The following is a 17,357-nucleotide window of genomic DNA, read 5'->3' on the forward strand; positions in this document are numbered from 1 at the left end:
GATAAAACAGCCCTTAGCGAGAACCATTCATACGAAAACATGGGGTCTCCAAGATTTTCCACACTGCTATCGAGTTCCAAATGCGTATCAGTGAAATTAGGGTCGTTAGGAATGGCTAAGTTCCGCCGACTTATTTAACCCCGACCACACGCTTTTCGAAAATTTCGCCGTAGCAGTGTGACGAGGTTCTGAGACCCACTCAAACTCGCACAAGGCCTGATACTTTTTGTTGCCTTCAGCCTTAAATACCGCACAGTCCGGCATCACACACCTCAATTTCAGGCTTGAAGAAACTATTTTTGAGGACAATTCTCAATCCGAGCCGTAATTTCAGTCTATTGAGGGACTGTTTGAGGCATAAAACACACCCAACTCCTTCATAAATTGTGAAAGAGTGTGTTCCGTAAGTAATAAATGACTGTATTCCAGCAATTCTGAGATTCACTGCACACTCTTTCACATTTGCTCAATGAGTTGGGTGTGCGTGAAAACACTCAACTCAACAGCGAATTGTGAAAGAGTGTGTTTTAGCCGCCATCACTGGCGAAATATCACGCAGCTCGCACACCCTTTCACAAATCATCGTCAAGTTGGGTGTGTGATCTGTGCCGGATTCAGCATCCGAAGCAAAATACAAGCCTGTAGAGCATGCCAATCAAGCTCGATAGAGCGTGTAAAAAACGCAAAAAGCCGAAAACCTCACTGAACTATCAGTACAGTAAAGGCTCTCGGCCAAAGTCTAACGATTAGAAGGTTATTGCGTAACTAGAAACCCGATGCTTACCAGTAAAGAAACCGATGCATTACTAGTAGAAAGCCTTACGCCCAGCTACGCACCCTTATAAACGAGTGTTATGCGCCTCAGCGACCCAGGATCTTGTGAGCGATGCGCTCGAGGCGGTAAACGCCCTTGCGCAGCACGATCGAGAATTCACCCATGAGCTCTTCAACGTAGCCGTTGAAGCCCTGCTTGAACTCGAGCACGCCTGCGCCTTCTGCATGCGAATCGTTGAAGTAGCCCGAGATGCCATAGAAGTTGTAGCGCTTAATGCCATGCTCCACACACCACGACATTGCCCAGTGCTGCAGAGCCGTTGGAGCATAGAACTTGGCGTACTTGTCGTTGCTGCCGCTCATCAGGTACACCATCTCGCGTGGCTGCACGAGGAACAGCGACGCTGCCACTGGCACAATCTCGCCGTCTTCCTCAATGTGCTGCTTAGCCTTAGCAATGCGCTTGACTGCTGCCTCTGCGTTCTGCTTTGCCGTGCGCAGCTTGTTGAGCTTCTTGTCGCCCAGCTCGTGTCCGGCTTCCTGCTCAGCTTCAATCTGGGCAATCTGCTTGTTTGCCGTGTCCAGTTTCGTCTGCCAAGCCTTGATGTATTCCTGCATATGGATCTCAGCGATCATGAACATTGCATCATCACCGAACATATCGAAGATCTGCTGCGCATAGGTCAGCGTACGGTTCGTGAAGCCTTGGCGCTCAGAACTCAGATCGCAGATGTCGTGGAAGATGTTGAGCTCATCACGCTTGAGCTGACGAACCTTCACACAGCTGTTCTTAGCAATCTTGACGTTACGACGCGTGTTCTTTGCATACGAGGCAAGCAGTGCCTGAGCATCAGCAAATGGAGCAACGTCCTTAACAAAGCGCCAACGTGGTACAGGCGTGTAGCCGATCGTAAAGCCTTCGTGAGCGAAGCCTTCTGCCTTGATGTTGGCAACAGCAGCATCGTCTGGCTTAGCCAGAGACATGAGATCTGCAGGAATTGCAGGGACTTCTTCGGTCACCTCTTCGCCGAGATCGGTACGCACGCAGTATGTCTGCTCAGGCGTGAAGTCCAGATGCACAGCACCCTGCTTCTTGGCATAAGCAATGAGTTCGTCGAGGAAGAACTTCGTCAGCTCTGCATCATCGAAGTCGCACAGTGGGCCATCGGTTACCGAAGCAAACTTCGTCAGCGAAGAGCCGTACACAGCGAGCAGTGCTGCCGCCACAATCTGATCGTTTTCCTTGACTGCGGTGAACGCAATACGAGCACCATTAGCTTCACGAACTCGAGCCATGGCAGAGGTCTGCTGGAAATTGGCATATGGCGCATGTTGTGCAAACTCATTGAACTCATTTGCAGAAATCAACTCAAATTTGAAATTACGCATGTACAACACCAAATCTTCTACCGTTAAAAAACTTCAACTCGTGATTAAACCTCCAAATAGCCTACTCGGAGGTCACCAACAAGGAACCGCCAACAGGTAATCATCGGCAAGATATCGCCAATATGCAATCGTTGAGCAGAAATCATCATCAAAACAACAACAAGCCGCATAGCTCAACAAAAGAACTATGCGGCTTGCAACAAATGTTTTCTGGCTAGCAAAACCTCGATTAGCCAGCAAACGCAGTACTTGACCAGCGAAAGCCTCAATCAGCCAATAAAAGCCTTAATCACCCAGCAATTAGTAGCACCAGTAAAACAGCCTTGCTCAGCCAGCGATCAGTGGCACCAGCGACTTAGCCAGAGCTCGCAGAGCCTTGCCACGATGCGAAATCTCATTCTTCTGCTCAGCAGTCATCTGTGCAGAGGTCAAAGGTTCCATATCGTTCAGGTTCTCAGCGACTTCCTTTGGCTGATCGTCTGGCACGAAGATTGGGTCATAGCCGAAGCCGTTGTCGCCACGAGGCTCACGAATAAGCGAGCCCTTCATTTCGCCATGTGCAGTCATTTCATCATCGATGGCATAAACACCATCAATCTTCTGCTTGTCTGGAACAGCGAGCGCTGCAGCGCACACAAAGCGTGCTTGGCGGTTACGGTCTGGAATATCAGACAGCTGAGCAAGCAGCAGCTTGTAGTTAGCTACATCGTCACCATGCTTACCGCACCAGCGTGCAGAGAGCACGCCTGGGGCCATGCCCATAACGTCCACAACAAGACCGGAATCGTCGGCAATTGCTGGGCAACCAGTTTCCTTAGCAACGGTACGAGCCTTGATGAGAGCGTTCTGCTCAAACGTCACACCATCTTCGACTGGGTCTGCCAAGCCAAGGCTTCCTGCGGAGACGAGTTCAAAGTCAGCGCTACTGCCGACCTTCTTCAGCTCGTCAGTCAAAATGCGGTTAATCTCTTGCAGCTTGCCCTCATTATGTGTGGCAACAATAATGCGCATCTTGCGTCCTTTCGCAGCGCGATTCGTCTGCTGACTTTGTAACTGCCTTACGTGCGGGAGTAAGACAGCACAATGTTTTCTGTAACTGCCTTACGTGCGGGAGGTAGGCCGTGTCAGCAGACGAAGTTGTGCGTTCGTTGATTTTGCAGCGATTTACTCAGCGACCTGCTTCGGCGTCGGCTTCGAGCACGTCGGCCTGTGCAGCCTGCAGCTCGCGGTTGCCCTTTTCTGCCAGATCGAGCAGCGTATTGAGCTCGTTGCGCGAGAATGGACGGTGCTCTGCAGTGCCCTGGATCTCAATGAAGTCGCCCGAACCGGTCATAGCAACGTTCATATCGGTCATTGCCTTGCAATCCTCAACGTATGGAAGATCAAGCATTGGCGTGCCATCAATAACACCAACCGACACAGCGGAAACCGAGTCCTTAATGACCTTGGCTGCCGACTTAATGAACTTGTTCTCTTCAGCCCAACGCAGTGCTTCCACCATGGCTACGTATGCGCCCGTAATAGAAGCAGTACGCGTACCACCATCAGCCTGCAGCACATCGCAGTCGATCTGAATCTGGTTCTCACCCAGAGCCTTCATATCAACCACACCGCGCAGGCAGCGACCGATCAGACGGCTGATCTCGTGCGTACGGCCACCGATCTTGCCGCGAACCGATTCACGATCCGTGCGCTCAGCCGTTGCACGTGGCAGCATAGCGTATTCAGCGGTAACCCAGCCAAGACCAGAATCCTTGCGCCAACGTGGCACACCCTGCGTGAACGTTGCCGTGCACATCACGCGCGTATTACCGCACTCAATCAGCACGGAACCTTCTGGAATATCAGTGAAGCTATTCGTAATACGAACAGGACGCAGCTCGTCCGTTGCCCTACCATCTGCACGAGTAATTTCGCTATTGAACTGGTTGCTCATCTTGATCGCCATCGCTTTCCACAGTTCAGTTTGTAGTTCAGTTCTTCATTGCACTTACATACGTTTTTGTGCATTTCTATACGTTTTTGATAGTAACGCCGTGGGTCAACGCATTACGCTTGTGTTTACGCTTAGGCATAAGCCCAAATTAAGCAAAACTCGCCCAAACAGCGAGGGTTGGGCTAGTGTGGTTGCAACGGATACTTGCGGCAGCGAGAGAAATAAAGAAGAGTAAGGAGACGCGAATGGTGGACTACTCACCGGCCATGATGACGGACATGTACGAGTACACCATGCTCGACGCGACCCTGCAGGACGGCACAGCGCAACGCAAGTGTGTGTTCGAGGTGTTCACGCGCCACCTGCCAGAGGGCAGGCGTTACGGCGTGGTTGCGGGTACGGGCCGACTGCTCGAGGCGCTGCGCGATTTTCACCCAACCGACGAGGATCTCAAGTTCCTTGCCGACCGCAAGATCGTGAGTCCGCAGACGATTAAATGGCTCGAAAATTACTCGTTCTCGGGAACGATGCGCGGTTACCGCGAGGGTGACGTGTTCTTCCCGAACTCCCCTATTTTGCAGGTCGAAGGCACGTTTGCAGAGTGCACGCTGCTGGAGACGCTGATTCTTTCGATTTTCAACTATGATTCGGCCGTTGCGTCGGCAGCCTCGCGCATGGCTAGCGCCGCGAAGGGTCGTCCATGCATGGATATGGGTGGTCGTCGTACGAACGAATGGTCTGCCGTTGCTGCCAGCCGAGCTGCAATGATCGGCGGCTTCAAGGGCACGGCAAATCTGCTGGCTGCTCAGCTGTATGATCTGCCGGCAATCGGCACGGCAGCCCACTGCTTCACACTCGTGCACGATTCTGAGCGCGATGCCTTCGAGTCGCAGATCCAGGCACTTGGTCGCAATACGACGCTGCTTGTGGACACCTACTCAATCGAGGACGCTGTGAAGACGGCTGTGGAAGTCGCTGGTCCTGAGCTTGGCGGCGTGCGCATTGATTCGGGCGATCTGGCACAGCTGGCACAGCGCGTACGTTCGCAGCTCGATGCACTTGGCGCAGGCAACACAAAGATTACGGTGACGAACGACTTGGATGAGTATGCGATCGCTTCGCTGCAGACGGCCCCGGTGGACTCGTATGGCGTTGGCACGCAGCTCGTGACGGGCTCTGGCGCTCCAACGTGCGCTATGGTCTACAAGCTGACCGAGCGCGAGGGCGTCAGCGGTGCGATGGAGCCAGTGGCTAAGAAGTCGAAGGACAAGGCCACGGTGCCAGGTCGTAAGCTTGCCTACCGCTCGTTTGAGGGCGATCTGGCTGATTGCGAGCACGTGGTTGCTGGTCCTGAAGAGGCACTCAACTCGTTCGGTGCACCAGAAAATTGGCGCAATCTGCTGACGACGTTTGTGAATCATGGCGAGATTAACGACCAGTTCACAGGTCATCAGGCCATTATGGATGCCCAGCAGTTCCACGCTAAGACGCTTTCTGAGCTGCCAATTACGGCACAGAGCTTGATGCGTGGCGATCCGGTTATTCCAACCGAGACGACGGTTTTGAAGTAGGCTCCGAAATAACTTCTGAAGTAACTTCAGACGTCAGTTTTGAAGTAATTTGTGAATTTATTTCTGAGATATTGTCGGAGAAGTCCTAAATCTTCACATCCGTCCAAATTATGGACGGAGTAAGGCGGAATTCCACATCGTGGTTCCGCCTTTTTCTATACCCCCGTCGGGGTATCATTATGACTACGATTTCATTTCTAGGGCAGCCACTTCGGGGTGCCCCCGAGTCATGAAGATTACACAAGCATGAAGCCGAAACTCGGAACTCTATGATCTTGCTTCTTCATAGCTATATGAATTCAATTCAACAATTGCTATGGTGGACTCGTCTAAAACAGCCACTATGCATCTTTTGCGGGCCTTTGGCTCGCTTCTGAGGAGAGAACACAATGACTGCATCACCAGACTCGAACCATCTGTTCGAAACTCTTGCCACGGGCTTTAATGATGAATCTCTTGAGGATTTCGAAAACCTTCGCGCAGAAGTCGAAGAAATTGTCAATTCCGCTCACATTGGCGAGGATCCTGTTACTCGCTCACATGCGGCAGACAATCTTTCGCAGTCTGAATCTGAGGGTTACAGCAGTGAAACTCTCGTTCGCACAGCCGCTTGCCCAAAGCATGGTAGTGGCTACGTTGCGCTCGACAGCCACCGTCTTGAAACGATGACCGATTGGGCTAAGGCCGCAATCGTAACGACCGAGCCAACGACGACTGAACTTATTTCTCTTACGCTTATCGATCGTCCAGAAGAGCTCGACCTGTACGCTTGCGAAATCCCTACGCTTGATCAGGACCAGTTCTACGAGGTTATTCAGCTGCGCAAGATCAGCGCCGGCCCAGTCTCGATTGAGACGTCGTATCTGCCGGCCACGCCTCAGCTGCAGGCCATTATTCAGGAGAACGAAGGCCTGATTAATAACTCCGTTATGGACACGATTAAGGCCGCTCATATGGAGCCAACGACTGGCACTGTTGACGTTTCCGTCACAGCCCTCGACACCACGCACGCCGCTTTACTGCAGCATCTTGAGGGAACGCCGGTCCTCTTCTCTACGGGCATTAATTTCGACCTTCTCGGAAACTTCGTAGAATTCATTCAGGCCTACTGGATTCCTGATTTCTGTTCATTCCGCATTACGGTGAACGGTGGATACAGCGCCTGAACCATTCTCTTTGAACTAGAAGGTCGGTGCCATGTTTGATACGTCTGACATGTTTGATCCAAGTCGATACGAATCAATGGAATATGTACGCTGCGGTAACAGCGGCTTGCAACTCCCAAGAATTAGCTTGGGACTATGGCACAACTTCGGCGACAATGCGCGCTATGACACTATGGAAGCTATAGCGCGCACTGCGTTTAACAATGGCATTACTCATTTTGATTTAGCCAATAATTATGGTCCTGCATATGGCTCAGCCGAGAAGAATTTCGGTCGCCTCATGCAGGACCTCTTTAGTGCTCATCGTGATGAGCTCGTTATTTCCACTAAGGCTGGCTTCGATATGTGGCCTGGTCCTTATGGCGTGGGCGGCTCTCGTAAGTATCTGATTGCAAGTCTTGACCAGTCGCTCAAGCGCATGGGTCTGGATTATGTGGATATTTTCTATCACCACTGCATGGATGCGAATACGCCTCTTGAAGAGACGATGGGTGCATTAGAACAGATTGTGCGCAGCGGTAAGGCACTGTACGTAGGCCTTTCAAATTATGACGGCGAAACGTTGGAAGCAGCTACCACGCTGCTCAACGAGATGCATGTGCCGTTTATTATTGCGCAGAATCGCTATAACATCTTCGATCGCACGATTGAGCACAATGGTCTTAAGCAGGCCGTGAAGAAGCTCAATAAGGGCTTAATCACGTTCTCACCACTGGATCAGGGTCTGCTGACGGATCGCTATCTCAACGGCATTCCAGCTGATAGCCGTATTGGTCATGATCCACGATTCTTGAAGGCTACTGACTTAAACGATGCGATTATGACGAAGGTCAGTGCACTGAACGAAATGGCTCAGACGCGTGGCCAGTCGCTGTCGCAAATGGCTTTGGCTTGGTTGCTGCACGATGATGCCGTAACGTCGGTGCTCGTGGGAGCTTCACGTCCTGAGCAGGTTCTTGACGATGTAGAAGCCGTCAATAATACGCACTTCACCGATGAGGAACTGCAGAAGATCGACGAAATCTGCGGTTTATGAGGCACAGAACTGCAGAAGATCGACGAAATCTGCGGTTTGTGAGGCACAGCGCCGCACGAAGCTGATTTCCACTGAGATTCCTAAAGATTTGCACTAAATAAATCTGCAAATCATGCAAGATTCTCTGTACAAATGAAAATGGGTGCTGCTAAAGTTTAGGACGCATACACGTAGAGGAGGGACGACAAATGACTTTCGCATTTGATGACGTTGATCCAGTATCACCGCTTTCTGATCCCGATTCATCGACAGGTACGGCCGTACTCGAGCGTCCTCAAGAAGAGACGCAGCGCACGGACGAGGGTGATTCGGATCGCTTTGCACATTATGTGTCTCGCGATCGTATTGCCCAGTCGCGTCTGACGGGACGACCTGTAGTCGCACTGTGCGGCAAGGTGTGGGTACCGAAGCATGATCCTTCGAAGTACCCAATTTGCCCTGACTGCAAGCGCATTTTCGGTGAAATGATGGGCGGCAAGGGCGGCCAAGACTGAGACATAAAAAAACTCCGCGTCAAGTACATTGCTTCTGCAACTACTGAGACGCGGAGTTTTTTATTGTGCTGCTACAGGTTCTGTGCTTTTGCCTCGTAAAGCTCAGTACAATCACTCTGCCGAAGCATCGCGCTTCTTACCAAAAATCAGATGAGCAATTGTTGGTGGCACCAATGCCGCGGCAATCGTAATAAAACCCGCGAAGGCATTCCATCCAAGACCATTGGCATCTGCTGATGGGACGCCTGCCTGGCTCATCGCATTAAGAATTCTTACGAATCCAAGAATTACGAGCACCACACTGGTCGCATTCACGGTTTGCTGCAAAGCATTTGAATTGCGAACCATATCGCTTGAAGGCATGCTCATATGACGCGATGCCATCACAATAAGCACCATCACCACGAGCGCTGAAATAACAACAGACGCAACGGTCCAACGGTGTGAAAGCCAAAAGCCCATTCCTACAAGTGCGGCTGCCGTAGTCGCACTGAAGAGCGCAATAGTAAGTTTGTTCATCGTCACTTCTCCCCCGAGTTCACGATCTACTGCTGTTTCACTTCTGTAGATTCGTGATTCATGCATAGAGTCGTTCAATTATTCACGAGTCGTCGCTGGCTTCGTGAAATCACATTGCACCAATGCAACGTGATCACCCAGAATATGGGCAATTTTCATACGATATTCACAAATTCTTACAATGTGGAATGCTTTATATAAGAACGTCTCATTACATGTATAGGGGTAACCCCTCATTATTTATTTTTCAACGAAAATTGCAGTCCAAAATATAAGAATTCATTCAGATTGGCTCAAGCAAATCGCGTGCAGTGCTATCTGATTTACTGAGACAAATCATGTGCAGTACTGCCTGATTTACTCTGGCAAATCGCATGCAGTGCTACCTGACTTACCAAGGCAAATCACGTGCAGTACTGCCTGACGTATCAAAACAAATCGTGTGCAGTACTGCCCTAATGCATAACCGTGTTATTTAATAGATCGCATAGTGCTGCTCGTTATATTACAGCGTTATTCACTGCATGACAGCACTACCCGATAAATAGCAGCATTGCGCGTTATATAGCAGCACTGCACACGATTTGATGAGTTCGTTCTTTAAGCTTTTGCTGGCTTTTGGCATATAGGTTTTGCAGCCTTATCGAAATACGACATTCGCACAATTGCTATCGGAATGAACGCAAGTGCTGCCAGTGCAAAGCCAAGAATTGCTTGTACACCTAGACCCGACGACGTCATAGATGGCACACCTGCATCACGCATTGAGGCGATGACATCTTCTACTCCCATGAGCATCATGAAGCATGCTGCAATCATGAGCAAACGATGGAATAGCGACGTGTGGAACACATCAAGTTGTGCTGGCATTGGCATTCGTTTGAACGCTGTCACAATAACGACTGCTGCTGCAATAAGCGATACAACCACAGATGGAATGGTCCATACGAACGCGAGCAGTACACCAACAGCCAGAATCGTTGCAACAATAACCACGCTCATTGCTGCAATAATGCCTCTATACGTTTTCATATTTTTCCCCCTATTCATCATGACCACAACGGGTTCATGTGTCTCTCAGATTCCTGAGCTTTGTTGAAATTACGCGCAATTGTCCAACAATCAATGTTGCTATTTCGACATGTTTTTAAGGATTCGTATTCATGTTTACGATCCATGGCAAATGCCAGAAATAATTGCGTATTGTTTACTGTATAAGCACTACTTTTATGGATTACACAATATTTTGCATGCTGAGCACATTTTGAATTTGCGTCTCAAGTTATGTCTCCCCGCCAAGATTGTTTAGCTCTACACCAAATTCGTACATAATTTGGCCTGTTTCCAGCAGCCGAATTCGGTTCTTGGCACTAGGCTGTAAGCATGACCATTGCAGTATGTCCTGGATCGTACGATCCAATCACTAACGGACACCTCGACGTGATCATGCGTTGCTCCCAGTTGTTCAGCGAAGTCCACGTCGTGGTGGCCGCGAACGCAGCTAAGCAACCAATGTTCACAGCAGAAGAACGTGTTGATTTCATTAAGCATGTGCTTGAAGATGCTGGTTGCACGAATTGCAAAGTAACTTCAACCAGCGGCCTCATTTGCGACTATTGCCGCGAGGTTGGCGCACCCGTTATCGTTAAGGGTTTGCGTCAAAATGGCGATTATGAAGCAGAGCTTGGCATGGCACTGGTGAACCGCAAGCTTGCTGGTGTTGAAACACTGTTCTTACCTGCCGATCCAATTCTTGAACACGTTTCCAGCTCTGTTGTTAAGGACGTTGCACGTCACAACGGTGATATTAGCGAAATGGTTCCGGCCTACATTCGTAAGCCATTGATGGAGAAGCTCGGAACTGATCAAGAGGCTTGAGCAGAAATAAAAAAGACTGCAAAACCAGTAGAATGAAGTGCGGCGACGAGTGGACCAGCTTGAAGGAGAACAGATGAACGAGTCAGATGACGCAACTCAGGAGAGCACGGTCGTCCCTCAGCAGCGAGTAAGCATGGAAGATCTGCCAGATCTGCAGGAGCACGGCAACGACGAGATCATGCAGAGCAGGCAGGAATTCACGACTGTTTACGACGTCATTGACCAGATCGAAACGCAGCTGCAGGACGCTAAGGGCGCGATGTTCCAGCCTTCTATGGTGAAGGTCGATCGCAACGACATTCTTGATCAACTTGAACAGCTTAAGACGATGCTGCCAGTACAGCTCGAGCGCGCTTCGGCACTCATGCGTGAGTCCGAGCACCGCTTGGAGGCCGCACAAACGCAGGCCAACGTTATTGTGACGAGCGCTCAGAGCCGCGCAGCTGATATGGTGCGCGAGGCTGGCGAGCAGGCACAGTATCTGGCAGGCCAGGAGAACGTGACCGAAATTGCACGTCAGAAGGCTCGTCAGATTATTGAGCAGGCTCAGCAGAAGGCCGATCACCTGACGCAGGGCGCTGATCGTTACAGCCTGCGCGTTATGGAAGAACTGCAGCAGCAGCTCAACAAGGCAAGTCACGACGTGACGAATGGCATTCGCGTGCTTGAGGAACGTCAGCGTCAGGCTCAGGATGATTTGAATGCTGAGAATGGCGAGGCTGTTGAAGACGACGAAGATCGCGATGAGTGATATCCGCTAAATTTCGGCGGCTTGATGCCTGACGCATGTGTACACGTGCATACACGTACATACGCGTAGATACAGCAAAAGCTCCATACCAAACGACTGAAAAACGCTTGGATATGGAGCTTTTTGATAGACGCTTAGCCGTGCATATTCATTGCTGGGGTGACGACAGAAACAGGAGCACACTTGGTCAGGAGTACGCCGTTCAGAACAGCCATGCCGGCGTAGGCAATAGTCAGCAAACCAAATGCCACCAGTGCTGGTGAACCGAGGCCGTTAGACGTCGAGGATGGTAGGCCGACCTCTTGCACGGTTTCGACGAGAACGTATACGCCGAAGAACAGCACCAAGCAAATTGCGAAGAATGACAGCTTCGAGCCAAGCGATAGATTGTCGATTGCGCGAGGCGCTTGCGTATCTTGATCAGAGCCGGATTGCTGGGCAAAGAATTTTCGCACCGTAGCGTTGGATTGCATATAAAAGGCTGCAATAACAATGCCCGCCGCCAACACCATAGTTGGCATGGTCCAAATATTTGCTAGGAGTACGCCGAGGCTAGCACACAGCACAGTAGCCATTACGCTCAATGTAATGAACAGCACCGTCCTCTTTTTATCCATAACTTATCCCTCAACAATCCACTTTTTTCTTCTCTCATTTTTCGCAAGATATTGTTGCGCAGATTCGCTCTCTCATACGATCCGCTGATATACCTTGCGAATAGCTGCCTCTAGTAAGGGTTCAGCACCTATTGCTTGCGCAATAATTTAATGAAGATCTTATGAAAATGAGACTGAATAGTGGGAAAATGCTCATTATTTGTATGCATTGATGAGCTAATCACGTGAGATTCCACACAATGATGAGGTCATCTTATAATTTTTGCTAACTCATCGTCATTGCGGTTGTCAATGCGAAAAGCTCAGGAATAAGAACGCTGACAACGATGAAGCCCGTGACGAGTGAGGCTGACCGTACTATACTGCTACGCGTTACAAAGCTGAGCGAAGAATACAGTAGCGATAGCACACAGCCGGAAAGGAATGTGCATGGCACGCGTGGAATATACGGAATGGACTGTTCCTGTGGCGCAAGTTGGGTCGCGCCCAGGTCAAACGATGGATTTGAATAAGGAATTCCCTGCTCCAAGTGGCATTGGCGACAGCTATGTGGGTATTAAGGAAAATGCTCCTGTGCAGGTCGACGGTCACTTTGACTCTATTGTGGATGGCCTTATTTTTATGGGCTCGATGACAGCTCCTATGCATGCTGTTTGCGCCCGCTGCGATGTGGATATTGATCAGGATTTGAAGCGCGACGTTGTAGCGTTCTTCCCTTATGAGTCTTCACGTGCAGAGGCTATGAACGGCCGCTCTTCCCGTGGCAAGAACGGTAAGGAGCAGGAAGTCGAGATTATTGCTGGCGAAGAGGAATCTGAGGATCTGTATCCGCTGATTGATAACGGCTCTTTCGCTGATTTGGAAGCATTGATCCGCGATACGTTCGTGGATGCTCTGCCTCTGCAGCCAACGTGCCGTCCTGATTGCAAGGGCCTGTGCCCACAGTGCGGTCTGGATCTGAACGAGAACCCAGATCACCACCACGATCAGGTCGATATGCGTTTTGCTGGTTTGGCAGCACTGAAGCAGCAGTTGGAAAACGAGCAAGACGAAGACTGAGCGCTGAGAGGCTTAGCAGCGCAGAAGCTCGGGAACTCTGAGACACTGAAACTCGAGAACTCTGGGACTCAGGAACTCAGAAGTCGAGGCTTTACCATCAGTAATTCCTTGGCAATTGGTTCGCGATTGCCAAGACACACTGAATGAGTGCTGGTATTTGTACCGGGGCTCAGGTAGACTTCTTCACGCTTAAGCTCATATTGTTCGATCGAAATAGAGGAATGCAAAATGGCACTGCCTAAGTACAAGACCTCGCGCGCAAACACGCACTCGCGTCGCGCAAACTGGAAGGCTCAGGCTGCTCAGACCATCGTCTGCGCAAACTGCGGCGCTCCAACGCTCGCTCACATCGCATGCCCAAGCTGCGGCATGTACCGTGGTCGCGTGTACCGCGAAGCAATCCGCGAAACGCTCTCCAAGTGAGCTATTTGACGCGTTGATGCCAATTGGCACGCACTAAGAAACCCTGCCATCGACGGGTGGCAGGGTTTTTGCGTATATACAGCGCTTTTAGGGCACTGTACAACTACGAAAAACGCCTTATATAAAGGCTCGAAGACGTATTAGAACTGAAAAACCAACAACAAGCATGAACTGCGCGTTATAGCGGCCTGAGTAAGGTTGCAAGTATTACGCGCTTTGAAGGAGATCGTATGGCGAAGCATGTCGATGTCAAATACATCACGAACCAAATTGCTGAGCACAATGCGGCGCAGCCGCTGCTCGACGCTCTTGGCACCACGATTTCGCCAGAGCTGCTTGTTGAAGCTTTAACCCATCGTTCGTTCTCGCACGAGAACCCTGGCACGCTCAACTATGAGCGCCTTGAGTTCCTTGGCGATGCAGTGCTTGAGCTCGTTTCAACGGAGACCATGTTCTTCGATCACCCAGATCTGAGTGAAGGTGAACTCGCTAAGATGCGTGCAAAAGCAGTTTCTGAGGAAGAGCTGTCTCGCGTGGCACGTGAAAAGCTGCACGTGAGCCCATACATTCTGCTGGGAAACGGCGAAGCCGCTCAGGGCGGTGCTGATAAGGACTCGATTCTGTGCGACATTGTTGAATCGCTGATTGGTGCCACGTTCGTTGAGCACGGCATTGATGGTGCTCGTGAAGTCGTGCACAGGCTGATCGACGATGTGCTGGCTGAGATGATGACCGAAGGTCCTGCTCTGGATTGGAAGACGTCGCTGGTGGTCAAGGCTCGTGAGCTCGGTTATGAAGAGCCACACTTCCGCATGGCAGTTGGCGGTCCTGAATATGCACCTGAGTACGCTGCTGAGGCACTGATTGGTGACGACGGCCACGTTTGGGGCAAGGGCAAGGGCTCGAGCAAGCGCAAGGCTCAGCTGGCTGCTGCAGAGCAGGCTTGGCATGCACTTGATGACCTCGAGAAGAAGAATGCCAAGGCTGATTCGAAGAACTGAATCCGTTCGAGCAATGAGTTTGAATCATTGAATTCATTAGGAAACAACCAACTCAACCTACTGAATTCATATACCTAATACAGACTGCTGAGCAACCGCATCACGCGATAATCAGCAGTCTTTTTTATTGCCAGCCGTGTGCTAATCATGCAATCATGCACTTCACAACAATATGCTTCGTAACGGTGCACTTCACATGCAAATCTGTCGGATACCCGACAAAACTGCACGTAAAAAGACTGTTCGCGTGCAAATTCGTCAGATAAGCGACAAAACAGCACATAAAGACTGATAAAACTTCAATTTTGAGGCTTCGTGTGCAGATCCGTCGGTTATGCGATAAAACAGCACGTAAAGAGCCCCTTCATGTGCAAATTCGTCGGATATCCGATAAAACCGCACACGAAGAACCAAAAATCTTCAAAAACATAGCTTCATGTGCAGATCTGTCGGACAAGCGACAAAACGGCACGTAAAAAGCCCCTTCATGTGCAAATTCGTCGGATACCCGACAAAACGGCACTCTCCTACCTACACAACCAGCATCCGAACATGTTGAATACCCCCGATCATTCTTCGCGTAATATGACGCAAATGATTGGCAGCGTTGCTTTTCAGCGCGCCAATTCATGATTTGCAGCGATTTCGTCAATGCAAAGGCACGCGTCAACATGCGAGCTTCCAATGACGACATCGTGCGAATCAAACAGATCGAAGAGATCAAAAAGATCGAACAGATCAAGAAGACGAGAGACGAGAGGGGATGCACGGTGTCACCTACACCTCTACAGGCATTCAGCAGCATTGCTCGGCCAGCATCCGAGCAGCGCAAGCAGGCCAAAAGCCATAGCGATAGCAATGCAGAGCAAATGACAGGCGCTCAAGCACTCGTTCGTGCACTTGAGGACCTTGGAGTTCAGGATGTTTTCGGCATTCCTGGCGGCGCAATTTTGCCCGTCTATGACGCAATTAATGACGACACGAAGTTCCGCTTTGTACTCATGCGTCACGAACAGGCAGCAGGTCACGCAGCCGAAGGCTATGCCCTATCTACGGGCAAAGTCGGCGTATGCATTGTGACTTCTGGCCCAGGCGCCACGAACGTTATTACTGCCATTGCTGACGCCAATATGGACTCCGTCCCAATCGTCGTAATTACTGGCCAGGTCGGCGTTGATTCCATTGGTACCGATGCCTTCCAAGAGGCCGATATTGTGGGCGCCACCTACCCCGTTGTTAAGCATTCGTATCTCGTCACCGATGCGCAGGATATTCCACGCGTGCTGACCGAGGCCTTCCATGTGGCCTCCTCCGGTCGCCCAGGCCCAGTTGTTGTTGATATGACGAAGACGGCGCAGGTTGGCCAGATGCAATACTCGTGGCCTCAGCGCATGATTCTGCCGGGCTACAATCCAACGACTAAGCCACATGGCCGCGTCGTTAAAGAAGCTGCGCGTATGCTGCAGCGCTCGTATCGCCCAGTGCTGTATGTGGGCGGCGGCGCAATGCGCTCTGATGCCAGCGAAGAAATAAAAGCTTTAGCCGACCTGACTGGCGCTCCTATTGTGACGACGCTGCCAGCTCGCGGCATTATTCCTGACTCTGACCCGAAAATGCTTGGCATGCTTGGCATGCACGGCACGATCGCAGCCACGGGCGCCGTACAGCGTTCTGATCTGCTCGTTGCTATTGGTACGCGCTTTGACGATCGCGTCACAGGCAAGTTAGCAGCGTTTGCACCAGGCGCAAGGGTTATTCACATTGATATCGATCCTGCAGAAATCGGAAAAAATAGAGCCGTTGATCTGCCGATCGTGGGCGACGTGAAGGAAGTACTGCACGCGCTGCTGCCGGAAATTGAGCAGCTGCACGAGGAACATGGCACGCCAAACTTGAGCACATGGTGGAGTCTGATTGACGACTGGCGTAAGACCTACCCAATTGCGTACGACGAGCCTGATGACGGCACGCTCGCGCCGCAGTGGGTTGTGGAGCAGCTCAGTGAGCTCGTTGATCCGAACGCGATTTGGGTTTCGGGTGTCGGCCAGCATCAGATGTGGGCCACACAGCTGCTGAAGTTCGAGCATCCGCATAGTTGGCTGTCTTCTGGCGGCCTCGGCACGATGGGTTACGGTCTGCCAGCTGCTATTGGTGCGTCCATCGGTTCACAGCGCTTCTTCGACGGCAAGCGTCCAGTTTGGCTCATTGATGGAGACGGTTCGTTCCAAATGACGAGCGAGGAGCTGGCTGTGGCATTCCTCGATCACGCACCAGTCAAGATCGCACTGCTCAATAATTCGGTGTATGGCATGGTGCGTCAGTGGCAGACGCTGTTCTTCAACAAGCATTACTCGGCCACGATTCTGCATGAAGAAGAGCAAACGCATCTCGTGGGTGTGCCTGATTTCGTTAAGCTCGCCGAAGCATACGGTTGCGAGGCTATTCGCGTTACGACGAAGGAAGAGGCGCAGGCTGCAATTAAGTATGCGAATGAGGTCGACGATCACCCTGTGCTGATTGACTTCCGCGTCTGGAAGGATGCGATGGTCTTCCCTATGGTGCCGGCTGGTGAGTCGAATAATAACGTCATTTACAAGCCGGGTGTGTGCCCGCTGCAGCGCGTGAGCGGCGGTAAGCATGCCGTCACTGATACTGCTTCTGGGGCCGCCATCGACACCGCAAACACCGCTGACACCGGCACTGCTGGCACCGGCACTGTTGAAGAGACGAACGAGTGAGAAGG

Annotated in this window: 16 protein-coding genes; 10 read left to right on the forward strand and 6 right to left on the reverse strand. The window is 51.0% G+C overall.

Annotated features, from left to right (window positions below; genetic code table 11):
• Positions 1-861: 861 nt before the first annotated feature.
• From D2E26_RS05800 to rph, 3 genes are all read right to left on the reverse strand, one after another.
• Positions 862-2,163, reverse strand: coding sequence for an aminoacyltransferase (locus D2E26_RS05800; protein WP_125963754.1), 1,302 nt, complete (start codon positions 2,161-2,163; stop codon positions 862-864).
• Positions 2,164-2,490: 327 nt separating this feature from the next.
• Entirely contained in the window at positions 2,491-3,174 is a 684-nt protein-coding gene (gene rdgB / locus D2E26_RS05805; protein ID WP_125963755.1) for an RdgB/HAM1 family non-canonical purine NTP pyrophosphatase, read from the reverse strand.
• A gap of 157 nt (positions 3,175-3,331) precedes the next feature.
• Complete coding sequence (gene rph / locus D2E26_RS05810; protein ID WP_125963756.1) at positions 3,332-4,111, reverse strand: ribonuclease PH; 780 nt, start codon at positions 4,109-4,111, stop codon at positions 3,332-3,334.
• A 233-nt stretch (positions 4,112-4,344) separates the two neighbouring features.
• On the opposite strand from rph, the gene D2E26_RS05815 reads away from it, so the two are divergent.
• The 4 genes from D2E26_RS05815 (at position 4,345) to D2E26_RS05830 (ending at position 8,366) form a co-directional block, all read left to right on the forward strand.
• A complete protein-coding gene (locus D2E26_RS05815) occupies positions 4,345-5,670 on the forward strand; it encodes a nicotinate phosphoribosyltransferase (protein WP_125963757.1) in 1,326 nt (441 codons plus the stop codon).
• A gap of 389 nt (positions 5,671-6,059) precedes the next feature.
• Positions 6,060-6,836 (forward strand): UTRA domain-containing protein, encoded by a 777-nt coding sequence (locus D2E26_RS05820; protein WP_125963758.1) that lies wholly within the window; start codon positions 6,060-6,062, stop codon positions 6,834-6,836.
• A gap of 31 nt (positions 6,837-6,867) precedes the next feature.
• The gene (locus D2E26_RS05825; protein ID WP_125963759.1) at positions 6,868-7,872 is read left to right on the forward strand and encodes an aldo/keto reductase; all 1,005 of its coding nucleotides are present in this window, start codon (positions 6,868-6,870) and stop codon (positions 7,870-7,872) included.
• A 188-nt stretch (positions 7,873-8,060) separates the two neighbouring features.
• Positions 8,061-8,366, forward strand: coding sequence for a DUF3039 domain-containing protein (locus tag D2E26_RS05830; RefSeq protein ID WP_125963760.1), 306 nt, complete (start codon positions 8,061-8,063; stop codon positions 8,364-8,366).
• Between the two features lie 111 nt (positions 8,367-8,477).
• Here D2E26_RS05830 and D2E26_RS05835 read toward each other — a convergent pair whose 3' ends face one another.
• Complete coding sequence (locus D2E26_RS05835) at positions 8,478-8,885, reverse strand: hypothetical protein (protein ID WP_125963761.1); 408 nt, start codon at positions 8,883-8,885, stop codon at positions 8,478-8,480.
• A gap of 600 nt (positions 8,886-9,485) precedes the next feature.
• The gene (locus D2E26_RS05840) at positions 9,486-9,917 is read right to left on the reverse strand and encodes a hypothetical protein (RefSeq protein ID WP_125963762.1); all 432 of its coding nucleotides are present in this window, start codon (positions 9,915-9,917) and stop codon (positions 9,486-9,488) included.
• 351 nt (positions 9,918-10,268) lie between these two features.
• On the opposite strand from D2E26_RS05840, the gene coaD reads away from it, so the two are divergent.
• Both coaD and D2E26_RS05850 read left to right on the forward strand, forming a co-directional pair.
• Positions 10,269-10,763 (forward strand): pantetheine-phosphate adenylyltransferase, encoded by a 495-nt coding sequence (gene coaD / locus D2E26_RS05845; protein WP_125963763.1) that lies wholly within the window; start codon positions 10,269-10,271, stop codon positions 10,761-10,763.
• A 73-nt stretch (positions 10,764-10,836) separates the two neighbouring features.
• Positions 10,837-11,514, forward strand: a complete 678-nt coding sequence (locus D2E26_RS05850; RefSeq protein WP_125963764.1) for a cell division protein — start codon at positions 10,837-10,839, stop codon at positions 11,512-11,514.
• A 134-nt stretch (positions 11,515-11,648) separates the two neighbouring features.
• Here the strand turns inward: D2E26_RS05850 and D2E26_RS05855 are convergent, their stop codons facing one another.
• Positions 11,649-12,131 carry a hypothetical protein gene (locus D2E26_RS05855; RefSeq protein WP_125963765.1) on the reverse strand — a complete coding sequence of 161 codons (483 nt, stop codon included), beginning with the start codon at positions 12,129-12,131 and terminating at the stop codon, positions 11,649-11,651.
• A 429-nt stretch (positions 12,132-12,560) separates the two neighbouring features.
• Between D2E26_RS05855 and D2E26_RS05860 the strand changes: the two genes are divergently transcribed.
• The 4 genes from D2E26_RS05860 (at position 12,561) to D2E26_RS05875 (ending at position 17,352) form a co-directional block, all read left to right on the forward strand.
• Positions 12,561-13,190: a YceD family protein gene (locus D2E26_RS05860; protein ID WP_125963766.1), complete on the forward strand. Its 630-nt coding sequence runs from the start codon at positions 12,561-12,563 to the stop codon at positions 13,188-13,190.
• A 228-nt stretch (positions 13,191-13,418) separates the two neighbouring features.
• Positions 13,419-13,613, forward strand: coding sequence for a 50S ribosomal protein L32 (gene rpmF / locus D2E26_RS05865; RefSeq protein WP_125963767.1), 195 nt, complete (start codon positions 13,419-13,421; stop codon positions 13,611-13,613).
• Positions 13,614-13,843: 230 nt separating this feature from the next.
• Positions 13,844-14,614, forward strand: a complete 771-nt coding sequence (gene rnc, locus D2E26_RS05870) for a ribonuclease III (protein WP_125963768.1) — start codon at positions 13,844-13,846, stop codon at positions 14,612-14,614.
• 770 nt (positions 14,615-15,384) lie between these two features.
• Positions 15,385-17,352: an acetolactate synthase large subunit gene (locus D2E26_RS05875; protein ID WP_241218905.1), complete on the forward strand. Its 1,968-nt coding sequence runs from the start codon at positions 15,385-15,387 to the stop codon at positions 17,350-17,352.
• Positions 17,353-17,357 lie beyond the last annotated feature (5 nt).

Origin of the sequence: Bifidobacterium dolichotidis, assembly GCF_003951975.1 — a bacterium.
GTDB classification, from domain to species: Bacteria; Actinomycetota; Actinomycetes; order Actinomycetales; family Bifidobacteriaceae; genus Bifidobacterium; species Bifidobacterium dolichotidis.

What these genes read in the sequence shown, in the direction of transcription:
- D2E26_RS05800 (WP_125963754.1), bottom strand. Translation starts at nt 2,163, where the DNA reads ATGCGTAATTTCAAATTTGAGTTGATTTCTGCAAATGAGTTCAATGAG.
- rdgB (WP_125963755.1), bottom strand. Translation starts at nt 3,174, where the DNA reads ATGCGCATTATTGTTGCCACACATAATGAGGGCAAGCTGCAAGAGATT.
- rph (WP_125963756.1), bottom strand. Translation starts at nt 4,111, where the DNA reads ATGGCGATCAAGATGAGCAACCAGTTCAATAGCGAAATTACTCGTGCA.
- D2E26_RS05815 (WP_125963757.1), top strand. Translation starts at nt 4,345, where the DNA reads ATGGTGGACTACTCACCGGCCATGATGACGGACATGTACGAGTACACC.
- D2E26_RS05820 (WP_125963758.1), top strand. Translation starts at nt 6,060, where the DNA reads ATGACTGCATCACCAGACTCGAACCATCTGTTCGAAACTCTTGCCACG.
- D2E26_RS05825 (WP_125963759.1), top strand. Translation starts at nt 6,868, where the DNA reads ATGTTTGATACGTCTGACATGTTTGATCCAAGTCGATACGAATCAATG.
- D2E26_RS05830 (WP_125963760.1), top strand. Translation starts at nt 8,061, where the DNA reads ATGACTTTCGCATTTGATGACGTTGATCCAGTATCACCGCTTTCTGAT.
- D2E26_RS05835 (WP_125963761.1), bottom strand. Translation starts at nt 8,885, where the DNA reads ATGAACAAACTTACTATTGCGCTCTTCAGTGCGACTACGGCAGCCGCA.
- D2E26_RS05840 (WP_125963762.1), bottom strand. Translation starts at nt 9,917, where the DNA reads ATGAAAACGTATAGAGGCATTATTGCAGCAATGAGCGTGGTTATTGTT.
- coaD (WP_125963763.1), top strand. Translation starts at nt 10,269, where the DNA reads ATGACCATTGCAGTATGTCCTGGATCGTACGATCCAATCACTAACGGA.
- D2E26_RS05850 (WP_125963764.1), top strand. Translation starts at nt 10,837, where the DNA reads ATGAACGAGTCAGATGACGCAACTCAGGAGAGCACGGTCGTCCCTCAG.
- D2E26_RS05855 (WP_125963765.1), bottom strand. Translation starts at nt 12,131, where the DNA reads ATGGATAAAAAGAGGACGGTGCTGTTCATTACATTGAGCGTAATGGCT.
- D2E26_RS05860 (WP_125963766.1), top strand. Translation starts at nt 12,561, where the DNA reads ATGGCACGCGTGGAATATACGGAATGGACTGTTCCTGTGGCGCAAGTT.
- rpmF (WP_125963767.1), top strand. Translation starts at nt 13,419, where the DNA reads ATGGCACTGCCTAAGTACAAGACCTCGCGCGCAAACACGCACTCGCGT.
- rnc (WP_125963768.1), top strand. Translation starts at nt 13,844, where the DNA reads ATGGCGAAGCATGTCGATGTCAAATACATCACGAACCAAATTGCTGAG.